16 protein-coding genes are annotated in these 13,525 nt (G+C 42.1%); 2 read left to right on the forward strand and 14 right to left on the reverse strand.

The annotated features are described in order from the left end of the window. Positions 1-43 precede the first annotated feature (43 nt). From AC6F33_RS08810 to AC6F33_RS08870, 13 genes are all read right to left on the reverse strand, one after another. Entirely contained in the window at positions 44-577 is a 534-nt protein-coding gene (locus AC6F33_RS08810; protein WP_480947350.1) for a YpoC family protein, read from the reverse strand. Continuing rightward, positions 552-1,232, reverse strand: a complete 681-nt coding sequence (gene nth / locus AC6F33_RS08815; protein ID WP_500776997.1) for an endonuclease III — start codon at positions 1,230-1,232, stop codon at positions 552-554. The genes AC6F33_RS08810 and nth overlap by 26 nt, the downstream gene beginning before the upstream one ends. 10 nt (positions 1,233-1,242) lie before the next feature. Then, positions 1,243-1,941, reverse strand: coding sequence for a DnaD domain-containing protein (locus AC6F33_RS08820; RefSeq protein WP_500776998.1), 699 nt, complete (start codon positions 1,939-1,941; stop codon positions 1,243-1,245). A gap of 160 nt (positions 1,942-2,101) precedes the next feature. Beyond that, positions 2,102-3,394 (reverse strand): asparagine--tRNA ligase, encoded by a 1,293-nt coding sequence (asnS, locus tag AC6F33_RS08825; RefSeq protein ID WP_500776999.1) that lies wholly within the window; start codon positions 3,392-3,394, stop codon positions 2,102-2,104. 33 nt (positions 3,395-3,427) lie between these two features. After that, the gene (locus AC6F33_RS08830; RefSeq protein WP_255746594.1) at positions 3,428-4,612 is read right to left on the reverse strand and encodes a pyridoxal phosphate-dependent aminotransferase; all 1,185 of its coding nucleotides are present in this window, start codon (positions 4,610-4,612) and stop codon (positions 3,428-3,430) included. A gap of 46 nt (positions 4,613-4,658) precedes the next feature. Then, on the reverse strand, positions 4,659-5,150 hold the full coding sequence (locus AC6F33_RS08835; protein WP_255746595.1) for a cell wall elongation regulator TseB-like domain-containing protein: 492 nt from the start codon (positions 5,148-5,150) through the stop codon (positions 4,659-4,661). A 249-nt stretch (positions 5,151-5,399) separates the two neighbouring features. Further along, entirely contained in the window at positions 5,400-5,783 is a 384-nt protein-coding gene (gene panD, locus AC6F33_RS08840) for an aspartate 1-decarboxylase (protein WP_500777000.1), read from the reverse strand. A 4-nt stretch (positions 5,784-5,787) separates the two neighbouring features. Then, positions 5,788-6,660, reverse strand: a complete 873-nt coding sequence (gene panC / locus AC6F33_RS08845; RefSeq protein ID WP_500778148.1) for a pantoate--beta-alanine ligase — start codon at positions 6,658-6,660, stop codon at positions 5,788-5,790. 251 nt (positions 6,661-6,911) lie between these two features. Further along, entirely contained in the window at positions 6,912-7,907 is a 996-nt protein-coding gene (locus AC6F33_RS08850; protein ID WP_500777001.1) for a biotin--[acetyl-CoA-carboxylase] ligase, read from the reverse strand. Next, a complete protein-coding gene (locus tag AC6F33_RS08855) occupies positions 7,865-9,079 on the reverse strand; it encodes a CCA tRNA nucleotidyltransferase (RefSeq protein ID WP_500777002.1) in 1,215 nt (404 codons plus the stop codon). Before AC6F33_RS08855 ends, AC6F33_RS08850 begins: the two co-directional genes overlap by 43 nt. 41 nt (positions 9,080-9,120) lie before the next feature. After that, complete coding sequence (gene mgsA, locus AC6F33_RS08860; RefSeq protein ID WP_255746599.1) at positions 9,121-9,534, reverse strand: methylglyoxal synthase; 414 nt, start codon at positions 9,532-9,534, stop codon at positions 9,121-9,123. A gap of 35 nt (positions 9,535-9,569) precedes the next feature. Continuing rightward, positions 9,570-10,379 carry a 4-hydroxy-tetrahydrodipicolinate reductase gene (dapB, locus tag AC6F33_RS08865; protein WP_500777003.1) on the reverse strand — a complete coding sequence of 270 codons (810 nt, stop codon included), beginning with the start codon at positions 10,377-10,379 and terminating at the stop codon, positions 9,570-9,572. Continuing rightward, positions 10,376-10,726 carry a nucleotide pyrophosphohydrolase gene (locus tag AC6F33_RS08870; protein WP_500777004.1) on the reverse strand — a complete coding sequence of 117 codons (351 nt, stop codon included), beginning with the start codon at positions 10,724-10,726 and terminating at the stop codon, positions 10,376-10,378. Before AC6F33_RS08870 ends, dapB begins: the two co-directional genes overlap by 4 nt. A 217-nt stretch (positions 10,727-10,943) precedes the next feature. Here AC6F33_RS08870 and AC6F33_RS08875 point away from each other — a divergent pair, with 217 nt between their 5' ends. Both AC6F33_RS08875 and rarD read left to right on the forward strand, forming a co-directional pair. Next, positions 10,944-11,852, forward strand: coding sequence for a YitT family protein (locus AC6F33_RS08875; protein ID WP_500778149.1), 909 nt, complete (start codon positions 10,944-10,946; stop codon positions 11,850-11,852). A gap of 168 nt (positions 11,853-12,020) precedes the next feature. Further along, positions 12,021-12,950 (forward strand): EamA family transporter RarD, encoded by a 930-nt coding sequence (gene rarD / locus AC6F33_RS08880; protein WP_255746605.1) that lies wholly within the window; start codon positions 12,021-12,023, stop codon positions 12,948-12,950. 83 nt (positions 12,951-13,033) lie between these two features. Here the strand turns inward: rarD and AC6F33_RS08885 are convergent, their stop codons facing one another. Beyond that, positions 13,034-13,453: a ferritin-like domain-containing protein gene (locus tag AC6F33_RS08885; RefSeq protein WP_255746607.1), complete on the reverse strand. Its 420-nt coding sequence runs from the start codon at positions 13,451-13,453 to the stop codon at positions 13,034-13,036. Between the last annotated feature and the right edge of the window lie 72 nt (positions 13,454-13,525).

The raw sequence follows: 13,525 nt of genomic DNA on the forward strand, positions 1-13,525 counted from the left end.
TTTTTAACTTTTTTTAATTGACTTATCAAAATTTTAATCTTAATCACGATTGATTTGATTCATGCCGTCTTAAATAAGAAGAACGCTTCTTTGTAAATTCCTGTTCCAATTCATCGAGTTGGACAAACGAAAGATATCGATCCGGTTGACTAAGCAGATAGCTAAGTCTCTCCTCAATGTTTAATGGCGCGAAAGGCAGCAACTGAATGCCCAGAAACAACTGCTGACTGTTCAATGTATTAACTGAATGTCCAGTTGACCAGAACAATTGGTCAATAAAGGCAGAGATAGATAGCAGCATGGGATCTTTTGCCTTTTTCTGCTCTCGAATATGAAACAGCTCTCGAATAGATTCTCTTTGCTTCATCCAATACTCATGAAAGTAATTTTCTTCTTTATTCCATGGCCAAACTGGAAGAATTTGCGGATTTGCATAATAACAAAGATCATACAGGAACGGTATTTGAAACGTAACCTCTTCTTCTATAAAAGCGGACTCAATCAGCTGCTGATTCTTATAAAAAGGTGATACACGAAAAGGCTCCGGGATTTCAAGTTTCTGTAGTGATTTTTCCAAAGTCTCCCTCTCCTCTTTTCATCCTTTTCCTTCCTTCACGGCATACATCTAATAATGGACATTCAGGACAATTAGGATGCTGTGCTTTGCAGTGGTATCTGCCAAAAAAAATAAGCCGATGATGCGTTTCCGACCATTTTTCTCGAGGCAAGCGGCGCATTAACGTTTTTTCCACTTCAAGAACACTGTCTTTCCAGCGACAAATACCAAGCCGTTTCGTCACTCTTTCAACATGCGTATCGACGGCGAGTGCTGGCTCTCCAAAAGCGACTGACACAATCACATTCGCGGTCTTTCTCCCGATACCGGGCAGTTTTATGAGTTCATCACGAGTCCTCGGCAAAACACCACCGTAATCTTCAATGAGCATTTGGCACATTTGTCGGAGATGCTTTGCTTTATTTCGGTAGAGACCAATTGAACGAATATCGTGTTGAAGTTCTTCAACTGAAACAGCGAGATAATCTTCAGGCTCATGGTATTTTTGAAACAGTGATGGGGTTACACGATTGACCAGTGCATCAGTGCACTGTGCGGACAGCATGACCGCAATGGCAAGTTCAAAAGAATTGCTGTGATTCAATTCACAATGCGCGTTGGGGAACATGTCCGCAATCGTCTTCATGATGAAGTCAAATTGAGTCTGATTCAGCACAGGTCCCTCCTTACTCGCGTTTTTCCAGCCAATTATAGGTTGGCATTTTCGGCACATCATTAATATTGCGTGCAGTATTCGTCGAATGCTGCTGATGACTACGTATCTTGTCGCCGTGTGCTTTTGCTTGATCAAGTGTTTTAATTCCGTTCTTTTTCCAATCAAATAAAATTCGATCGATATATCGGAAATTCAGCTTTCCCGAAACAACGGCTTCCCGCAGCGCTCCTTTAATCAACGCAGGTGAATGGCGATCTTGATCCATCCACATCGCAAGTGTCTCACACTCAATCGGCGATAAAGGTCGTCCGAATTCTGATTCAAACAAAGTATACAATGTATCTTCGCCGTTTTTTGTCGGAGAATCAATTGTCTTTCCATAGGCAGACCGCAGCAGCTTCTCCCATAGTGGGTGAAGCGAATAGGCCTCTGCATACAGCTGCTGATCATTTTTTTGTACAATAGATAAGAAGCCCCCTTGGATGAGACTTCTGAGCAAATCAGCACAGGCTGTTTCATTTAACGTCATACGCCTCGACAAATCATCAAAGGTAGGGAAATCATCACCTTTAGAAATAAAAGAATGCACTTGAATCAGCATCATACATTCTTGTTCGTTTAAACCTATGTCATGATAATGTTCAATCAGCAAGGATGGTACATTAACACTCCCGGTTTCGACTAGTTTCAGCATGAATTCCATATCCATTAGCGACACCTCATGGTTCATTATAGCATGGATCAGTATTGATTGATGAATCACGTCATTGATCAATGAAATGTTTGCATTCAATGCCAAAGACAGCAAAAAAGGCCAGGAAATGGATCTCCAAGCCTCTTAACAAATAAATAATTTATTCACCATTGAATCAAGGATAAATCCGGTTTAGTAACCTTGGGAACGGAATCGTTTCACGAATATGATCCAGTCCGCAAATCCATGCGATTGCTCGTTCAAGACCTAAACCAAAACCAGAATGCGGCACAGAACCATATTGACGCAGTTCCAGATACCATTTGTATGATGGATCTGTCAGATGGAAATCTTCATAGCGCTTTTTCATTAACTCCAGATCATCGATACGCTGGCTTCCCCCGATAATCTCTCCATATCCTTCCGGTGCAAGCAGATCCGCACAGAGAACCACGTCATCGCGGTTCGGATCTGGCTTCATATAAAAGGCTTTAACTTTGGTTGGATATTCAGTAACGAATACGGGCACATCAAAGTGTTCGGCAATGGCTGTTTCATGAGGTGATCCGAAATCGTCGCCCCATTCAATATCTTCGAAACCCTCTTTTTTTAGAAAATCAATGGCATCATCATAGGAAATCCGTGGAAATGGAGCTTTAATTTTTTCAAGCTTGGTCGTATCACGGCCAATTGCCTTTAATTCCGACTGGCAATTTTTTAATACTTCTTGAACAAGATAAGCGACATAGTTTTCTTGAACTTTCAAGTTTTCTTCGTGGTCACAGAACGCCATTTCCGGTTCAATCATCCAAAATTCAATGAGATGCCGTCTTGTCTTCGATTTCTCTGCTCGAAATGCAGGACCGAATGAAAATACTTTACCGAAAGCCATTGCAGCTGCTTCCATATATAACTGACCGCTTTGTGAGAGATAAGCATCACGATCAAAGTATTTAGTATGGAATAAATCCGTAGTTCCTTCAGCAGAGCTACCCGTTAAAATCGGCGGATCCACTTTAATAAACCCATGATCATGGAAAAAATCATATGTCGCTTTAATAACTTCATCGCGAATGCGTAAAATTGCATGCTGCCGACTTGAACGCAGCCATAGATGACGATGGTCCATTAAAAACTCTACGCCATGTTCCTTTGGCGTGATTGGATACTCTTGAGCAATTTGGATGGTCTCTAGGGAAGTGACTGTGAGCTCAAAACCGCTTGGTGCACGTTTGTCTTCACGTACTGTACCAGTGACATAAAGGGAACTTTCTTGAGTCAGTTCTTTTGCTTGTTCCCAGTCTTCGTCACTAACCTCATTCTTTAAGACAACGCCTTGAATAAATCCAGTTCCGTCACGAAGTTCCAGAAATTGGATTTTGCCACTGGAACGCTTATTAGCAAGCCAGGATCCAATCGTCACTTCTTTACCAATATAATTTTTCACTTCAGAAATTGTTGCTTTCATTTTCTCTCGTGACCCCCGTTCAACTCTGCACGATTACTTTGTATGTTTTTTTATAAATAGTTCAATGCGTTTAAGCGCATTTTCAAGATTCTCTAATGAAGTCGCGTAGGAAAGGCGGATGTAGTCCGGCATTCCGAAACCCGCACCGGGTACAACGGCCACCTTTTGTTCATCCAAAAGCGCCGCAGACCAATCACTAACACTTGCGAATCCGCACGCATCACTTGTTTTACGAATATTTGCAAACAAGTAGAATGCCCCCTGAGGCTTGACGCAGGATACCCCGGGAAGTGCCGCAAGCCGCGGATACACAATGTTCAAGCGTTTTTCAAATGCTTGGCGCATGGTCTCAATGCTTTCCTGCGGTCCATTATACGCAGCGATCGCAGCATATTGTGATATTGAAGTCGGATTAGACGTACTGTGGCTAGCAACATTTGTCATGGCTTTAATTAATTTTGCATCTGCTGCAGCATAGCCGATTCGCCAACCGGTCATGGAATGAGATTTAGAAACACCATTGATGATAACAGTGTTACTTTTTACCGCGTCAGACAACTGCGCGATTGAATAAAATGTATTGCCGTTATAAACAAGCTTTTCATAGATTTCATCCGAAACAATTAAAATGTCATGCTCCAGACAATAGTCTGCAATTGGTTTTAGTTCTTCTTTCGAGTAGATCATACCTGTTGGATTACTAGGCGTATTTAAAATCAAAGCTTTGGTTTTTGCTGTTGCTGCTTTATCCAAATCTTCCGCTGTAATTTTAAAATGTTTTTCTTCTGTAGTCGCAATGGCTACCGGAACCCCTCCGGCAAGTTTTACTTGTTCCGGATAACTTACCCAATAAGGAGCAGGAATAATCACTTCATCTCCTGGATTGAGCAATGCTTGGAATAGCAAGTAAAGGACATGCTTCGCACCATTTCCGACGATAATTTGTGATGGGTTGTAATCAAAGTCTTGATCACGTTTTAACTTGCCGATAATTGCTTCTTTTAGCGCAGGTAGGCCGCCCGTCGGCGTATATTTTGTATGTCCAGCCTTTGCTGCCTCCATTGCCGCATCAATAATAAATTCCGGAGTATTAAAATCAGGTTGTCCTGCCCCCAGGCCAATCACATCATACCCTTGAGCCTTAAGTTCCCCTGCCTTTGCTGTGATGGCTAAGGTGCTTGATGGGGTAATCGTTTCTACTCGCTTTGCAAGCTGCATCTTCGTTGTTCCTCCCTTGACTGCTCACAAATTTATGAATGCCCTTTTACAGACTCAAAATTCGTTGCGCTTCTTTGCCGTTATCAAAATAAAAAGATACATAATTATAGCTATTCTTTGAATTTAGGAAGGTAATTTCCCAAACAGGATTGCCTTTAATCGCACCGAGACGTACTGAAATGATTTTCTTTACATCGAGTCGCTGATCGGCCAATTTCTGCATCGCTTGTTTTTCAGTTATCCCCGAGCTGGCCGCTCGCTCGATGAACGGAGCTTTTTTCGGATGATCGGGTACCCAAATATACATCTTATTTCCATTTCTTTTTGCCTGAATGACTTGATAGGCATCGGTACCGTTAAATGACGTTACCGATTTAACATGGTCAAAAATGTACGACTGCTTTGCTTTTTTTAATGCGGTTGCAGCCGCTTGATTTTGATAGACGGTATTGCTTGAATAAAGTTTCCAGGCACCAATGCCGACGATGATCAGAATCGCAATTAATACAGTTATCAATACAGTTTTTACCGTTCTCAAAACATCACCTGAATCAGTTTATGTATCAGGCGGAGCCTGCATATGTGTAGTCTCCGCTTTAGTATAACGCCAGGAATATACTGTTCTCTCTTATCAAATTAAAGGGAGAAATATACTCCTCATTTAGCTACATGCATATCTTTTTGAAAAAACAGTTTTAAAGGACTTTTCAACTGTTTTCACAGCAAATTAATCGTATCTATTCTTCCAATGAAATGCAAGCAAATTTATCTTGCTTAATGCTTTATTTTATAAAACTTCCATCGATTTTTCTTCATTTAATATTCTTTCAATTCGATTTTTTTTATCAAGCACAGCAACGATCGGCTTGAGCCTTTTCATTTCAGCGTCATTCATATATGCATAAGCCATAATAATCAAAACATCGCCTTTTTGTGCATGCCGCGCCGCTGCTCCGTTCAAGCAAATGATGCCTGAATTTCTCGGACCGGGAATGACGTAGGTTTCAAGACGGGCACCGTTATTATTATTCACAACCTGAACTTTTTCATAAGGAAGCAAGTCAACTGACTGAAGAAGTGTCTCATCAATGGTAATGCTGCCTACATAATTTAGATTTGCATCTGTGACTGTGGCACGATGTAATTTGCAGCGTAAAAAAGGACGCATCATCACTTTACGCCTCGCTTTCATCATGACCGCAGTCGATGGTTACGTTATCAATTAATCGAGCATTCGAGTAGCGCACAGCGATAGCAATAATGATTCTGCCATACATTTTATCCTTAACACGTGTCAACTCAGGATAATTCAGAACCTCAATATAATCGATTACTCCTAATTGCACATGTAATTCATAGTATCTGCGGACAGAAGCAATGATTTGGTCGAAATTTCTTTCGCCGTTACGAATTTTTTCTGACCCAACCTGAAGTCCCTTATATAATTCAGGTGCTTCTCTGCGCTCATTAGGGAGCAGCCGCACATTACGCGAACTTTTTGCGAGTCCATCCGTTTCGCGAATGATCGGGCAGGCTATTAATTTTATTGGAAAATGAAAGGATTTGATGAGACTGTGGACAATGGCTACTTGTTGTGCATCCTTCATGCCGAAATAAACATAATTCGGCTCAACGATTGTAAATAGCTTCGTAAGCACGGTGGCAACTCCATCAAAATGACCGGGTCTGCTTTTGCCACATAGAACATCCGTTTTGTCATTGACTTTAACCGTAACTTGCTGTTCATTGGGATAAATGGTCTCCACTTCTGGGAGAAAAAGCACATTCACCCCGCAGGATTCAGCAAGCCGCACGTCTCTTTTATTGTCCTTTGGATAGTTATCGTAGTCATCGTTCTCGCCGAATTGTGTGGGGTTGACAAACGAGCTTGCAATCACAACATCCGATGTCTCTGCCGCTTTTTTAAAAAGTGAAGCATGTCCTTCATGCAGATACCCCATCGTCGGGACAAATCCGATCGTTTTTCCCAGCTTCTTCTGATTCCTCACAAATTCTCTTAATGCCGCAGAATCGGCGAGCTGCAGCATTGAATGTGCTACATTCATTTTCGTTTCCTCCTCTTGTCCTTGAGGAGGCTTGGGTACGGAATTGAAAAAGGTAAACCCGCACCTCCGTCCATGTCCTTAATTGGATCATGGCAGACGTAATTAATCGATACTCGAACAGCCATGATCTACGTGCTGCTTTCTAAGAAATGCAGCCAGAATAAGATCCAACCGTCCGGCTCTATCATTATAGCAAAAAACTGATCGACTTTCGCCGATCGGTTCTGTTTTACTCATTCCCATTCAATGTCCGCAGAGTATACTTTTGCTAAGGTTCCATCCTTTTTCCGCAGAAGCAGTACACCCTCATTATTTATTCCGCTCGCTATTCCCTCTAATATGCGTCCTCCAGGTTGACGCACTTTAATTAATTTTCCCAAATTCAAAGCACGCTGCTCCCAGAGCGGGCGAATACTTTGAAACCCATTCTGAAGGTAAGTAGTATACAGCGTTTCAAAGGACTCAAAAAAATTTTGAATGAGTGGAGCAAGTTCATACCTTTTTCCCGTAATTGATTGGAGTGATCCGGCAACATGCTGCAATGGTTCCGGAAGGCTTGACGGATCGCCGTTTACATTGATGCCAATCCCAATGACGACCGCTTTTACATAGGTTGCTTCTGCCTGCAGCTCCGTTAAAATGCCCACAAGCTTTTTTCCATCATAAAGAATATCGTTCGGCCATTTAATACCGCAAGCGAGCCCAGTCACCTTTTCAATCACATCGGCTGCAGCAACAGCGGTGAGCAATGTTAACTGAGGTGTTTCTTCAATGGGAAGCCCAGGTCTCAGAATCATGCTCATTGCAATGTTTGTATTACGCTGAGATTGCCAAGTATGGCCAAGTCGTCCGCGCCCGTTCGTTTGTTCATTAGTCAAAACGACCGTTCCATCTTCAGCGCCTTCGTCGGCAAGCCGCAGTGCTTCCTTCTGTGTCGATCCTATGGATTCATAAAAACAGATCGTTCGGCCGAGCCGATTCGTTTTAAGACCCGCGGCGACCTCAGCCTCATTCAGTCCATCCGGAGATTGCATGAGCTTGTATCCCTTTTTTTGTACGGATTCAATGAGAAAGCCCTCTTCGAGAAGTGATTGAATATGCTTCCATACCGCAGTTCGGGAACAACCGATCAATTCTGATATCTTTTGACCGGATAAAAACTCCTCCTGGTGTTCATATAATAGAGTCAAGATTGCTTTTTTTGAGTGATTTGTCGGTTGTCGAACCAAGATCGAATCGCCTCCAACTCGTTATTAATGCGGCCGTTTACGACATCTCGCTCCAGATCTTGGATTGTTTTGGCAAGCCATGGTCCTGGTTTCGCTCCTGACCAGTCTATGAAATGATTGCCCGTTGCTGCAAGGCCTGCACGTGAATGAATGGGACAATTCTGCCACAGTGTTTCTGCCTTACACTGTTGATTGTCGAGTTCTTGCTCATCAACCTCACCCAATGCGACCATTATACGATTGACTGCCCTTGCATCACGGATACCTGCAAAATAAATGGATTCTTCATTCCATTCCTTATGCATCCGATGTTTTGTCCATTTGATCAATTGAAAAACATGACGTCTTTCATCATTTGACCACTTCCAATATTTAGAAAATGCCGGAACATCCTCAATACCTTGGCTGATCAAAAATGCTGCCCAACGCTCCTCATTTGTTTGAAGCGCCAAATAATGGACACGTGTAGCTTTTTCTTCGTCAGCATGATGAAGCATGGGCAGCACGTAAATACAATCTGTTTCGAAAAGGAGCCCAAGTGCCTGTATGACGCCTTTGCCCGCAAGCAATCGCGCCATTTCTTGATTGATCCGTTCAATTGAGATTTTCTTCAAGAGATCTGCTTTTTCACGAAAAGCTTGACGTTCTGTTTGGCCAAGCGTAAAACTGAGTTCAGAAGCAAATCGTATGCCGCGCATCATACGGAGCGGATCCTCAGTAATCCGTTCCTCCGCACGTCCAACAGTTCGAATCCGTTTCAATTCGATATCTTTCTTTCCTTCGAAAAGATCAATGATTTCACCATTTTGATCCATTGCCAAAGCATTAATCGTAAAATCACGCCGCATAAGATCTTTTTCAAGAGAAAGAACAAAATCAACTTGATTCGGGTGACGATAATCATCATAATCGGACTCCGAGCGAAAAGTTGTCACCTCGTAACTGCGACCATTGTGCAAAACTGCGACCGTCCCGTGGTCGATACCAATTGGAACCGTTCGTTTAAATAAAGAGACAACGTCAGCGGGATGCGCCGACGTTGCTACATCAACATCATGAATAGGACGGTTGAGCAGGTAATCACGCACTGCGCCGCCGACAACATAAGCTTCAAATCCATGATCTTGTAAGCGATCAAGAATAAAAGCTGCATCATTAAAAGGAAAAGTCAAAGGGGACACCCCATTTAATTAGTAGAATCAGCAAACTAGAATTATTTGTCATCCTGTTGCTGATGGATTAATTCACGCCAATGCATTTCTCCGCGCTTAAGCGCATGCATAAGCAGTTCAGCTGAAGCAAGATTAGTTGCTAAAGGAATTCGATAAACATCACTCAGCCTCAAGAGTGCGTTCACATCAGGTTCATGCGGCTGGGCAGTCAGGGGATCACGCAGAAAAATGACCATGTCCATATTATTGGCGGCAATCATTGCGCCGATCTGTTGGTCTCCGCCTAGCGGGCCAGACTGGAAGCGATGTACCTTTAATCCAGTGGCTTCCATAATCTTTAATCCGGTTGTTCCCGTAGCATACAATTGATGCTGTCCAAGCAAAAACGAATAAGCAGTTGTAAATTCCACCATTTCGGGCTTCTTTTTGTCATGTGCAATTAATGCAATGTTCATGATTCTGCTCACTCCTTAACCGTTTCATGGTTGGTTTAGTCGAGAATATTTTCGAGTCCATAGACAAGCGTTTCGAGATCCATGACCGTTGTTGCGGCGTAATGCACACCAGTCATAAACGATGCTCGATCCATAGAATCATGGCGTAATGTCAATAATTCTCCCTTTCCTCCGAAAAGTACTTCTTGATGTGCAATTAATCCGGGCAGTCGTACACTGTGGATGCGCATGCCTTCATAGTCCGCACCGCGTGCGCCGGGAAGTGTTTCTTTCTCATCTGGTGCACCCTGTTTCTTAGCCGTACGCGTCTTTGTCATTAATTCGGCTGTTTTAATTGCGGTACCTGAAGGCGCGTCTTTTTTCTTGTCGTGATGCAGTTCAATAATCTCTGCATCTGGAAAATATTTTGCCGCCATTTGGCTAAATTTCATGACCAGAACAGCACCAATGGCAAAATTAGGTGCTATGATGCCGCCAAGTTTTTTCTCATCCATCTGTCTTCGATAGCTTTCTACCTCATCATTTGTAAATCCAGAAGTGCCGATCACCGGACGAACGCCATAGTCGATTGCTTTTTGCAAATTATGTTTGCCCGATTCCGGATTCGTAAAGTCGATCAGTACATCAATATTCTCATTAGAGAAACATGCATCAATATCCGTATACACACGGCCCTCCAATCCGACAATTCCTGTTACATCTGCAACTTGCTCTCCATCATGGCCGTGGTCAACAGCAGCCACCAATTTAAGTTCTGAAGCCTGAACAATCATACGAATCGTTTCCGAACCCATGCGGCCTCTCGGTCCGGCAACAGCCACTCGAATTTCTTTTTTTTCTGTCACTGTTCATTCATCCCTTCGTCCGTTTTTCTCGTCCACCGGTCTTTATCCCTGGTTTGAAATTTATCCAATACAGTTGTTAAAGCCTGTCCTAAATCAATATGTAAGCTGTTCGCCATGCAGATCACAACAAACAGAAGATCACCAAGTTCCTCTTCCACCGTCTTTTCTGCTTCGGTCGGTTTTTTCTTTTTCTCACCATAATAATGATTGACTTCTCTTGCCAGCTCACCCAATTCCTCAGTGAGACGTGCCGTTAATGCAAGCGGAGAAAAATAGCCTTCTTTGAATTGCCCAATATACGCATCAACTTCTTTTTGTAAGTTTTCCAAAGTCTTTTGTTCGCTCAAATGTATTCACCCCTGCTTCTCTTTTCCTATTTTAACGGAATTTCGGCAAGAAGCCAAAATCTAAAACGAATTTCAGTTGGATTATACCATTGTTTTCCTGTTGAGAAAATGGGGAGCATATGATGTTCACTGTTTTGTACACGGAGACATATTGAAGTATCACCAAGTAAACCGTATGATATAGATTGCGATGTAATACAGAAAGGTTGTGTGCATGATGAAACTGAATCTTAAAACAAAGAATATATTATTTATTTTACTTGGCGCAGCCATCTATGCTTTTGGGCTTGTCAACTTTAATATGAAAAATATGCTGGCTGAAGGCGGCGTTACTGGTCTGACCCTTATATTATATAATTTGATGTCCATCGATCCGGCAATTAGCAATATTGTATTAAATATTCCGTTGTTCTTCGCGGGTTGGCGATTCTTCAGGCGTAACGAATTCATCTATACGCTGATAGGTACATTCTCGCTCTCATTCTTTCTTTTGGTATTTCAGCATTGGATAACGTTTGACTTCTCGTTGCGTCACGATTTATTTCTTGCCGCACTCTTTGCTGGTGCTTTTATCGGCGGAGGACTCGGTATTATTTTTAGGTATGGAGGAACAACCGGAGGTTCCGATATTGTTGCACGTATTACGCATAAAAAATTTGGATGGGCAATGAGTAAGACAATGCTCGTCATCGATGCAGCAGTAATCGTACTTTCACTTTGCTATTTAGATTACAGGCAAATGATGTACACCTTAGTCGGCGTTTTCGTTGGAGCAAAAATGATTGATATGATTCAAAAGGGGGCTTATTCAGCGAAAGCAATCATGATTTTTTCTAAGAAGAGCGATCTTCTGGCCAGCCAAATTATCAAATTGCTTGACCGAAGTGTAACCCTTATGGATGGAAAAGGCGGCTATACCGGAAGAAAAATGAACGTGCTCTACTGCGTTGTCAGTCGGAATGAGGTCTTCCGCCTTAAGAGCTTGATACATGAGTTCGACCCGGATGCATTTGTTACAGTTAACGATGTCCACGAAGTGTTTGGCGAAGGATTCGCGCAAAATGATGTTGGACCGGCAAAATTCACAGAGAAACTGCCGATAGAAGATAAGATAGACAATCCATAAGTAATTAGGTTAGGGTTATCTATTTCTCATTTGAGCAGACCTCTAGTCAACAACGAAAAAAGTCGATAAAATATAAAGATGCTTTGTTAGGTGTGCATGATGATCTGAATTATTTTAGAAGGGAAGTGAGGGTTCAGCAATAGCTTCGGCTTTCTGCTCAACAATTTTATGAATAATCGAGAAACTAAGATAGGCGCCATTTACACGTTATCGGCATATTTCATGTGGGGGCTGTTTCCTTTGTATTGGATACCCATCCACCAAATACCTGCTTTAGAAATTTTAGCACACCGCATTTTCTGGTCTTTGATCTTCATGCTCTTATTGCTCGCTGTTACACATTCATTTGGACGTTTTAAGATACAACTTAGGAAGCTATCCGTAAATCCTAAACTATTGCTCTTTGTTTTTGTCGCTTCTGTGTTGATTACGATTAATTGGCTTGTCTATATATGGGCTGTAAATAATGGTCATGTCATTGAATCCAGCATGGGGTATTACATTAATCCATTGATCAGCATCCTTCTCGGTATTATTTTCCTTAAAGAAAGACTGACTATATGGCAATTAGTCGCTTTTTTACTCGCTGCTGCAGGTGTGGTGATTCAGACAGCAAATTTTGGCCAAGTTCCTTGGATTGCCTTAACACTGGCTTTATCATTCGGTTTTTATGGACTCGCAAAAAAAATGATTCATATTGCACCATCATTGGAATTGACGTTCGAAACCCTGTTCATCGTTCCGGCAGCACTCATCTATCTTGTTTATCTTCAACAATCCGGATCGGCTGCCTTTGGCACTGGAACATGGCTGACGACTGCTCTTCTAATTGGAACCGGTATTGTAACAGCCGTACCGCTTCTTTTCTTTGCAGAAGGCGCTCAGCGAATATCATTAACCATGGTAGGATTCTTTCAATACATTACACCAACGATGCAATTAATTATTGGTGTCGTAGTGTATAAAGAGTCATTTCATTTTATTCAGTTTCTATCGTTTTCATTCATTTGGCTCGGATTACTTGTTTTTACAGTATCAGCAACACTCCATGCTCGGAGATCACCTGTACTTCTGCAAACATCTTCAGCAAAAAGATAAATTCGGAGAATCAAAAAACATCGCCGCTCAATCTCATGGCGATATTTTTTTCATCTACTAATTTATTTTCTTTGGATCCGCGACTACTTATAGAGAAGGTAAAAATATTGAAGCCAGGCTGCATGTCGTTGTTCATCAAGTGCAGCACTGTAAAAACGTGTGCGCAGATCTGCATCTGAGATTGTATCGCCTGCTTTTCTATAGAATTCAGCATTATTCAATTCTTGTTCAATACAATGACGCAATCCTTCAAGATAAGTAGTTGGCTGCCGATCTCCGGTACCCCATTCAATCTGCGGCTTTTCACCGCTCAATAATTCATAGATTGTACAAAATCCTTCTTCGATTCTCACTTCATCATTTTGAAGCGTGAGCAGTTCCTGGCGCTCTCGTTTTGTTTTCGCCTCGTCCAAAAGCACTTTAATGCAAGAACCCATAAAATGAGCGCGTTGAACTGCTGAACGCACCTGATTCATCGTTTGCATGCCTTCTCCCTTTGACATAACATAACCTCCTCATCCAGCCCACTTATGTATATTCGCGAATAAAAAAAAGGTGCCCAATAAAAATCGAGC

The sequence above is a fragment of the Sporolactobacillus sp. BBK16-2 genome, assembly GCF_059878335.1.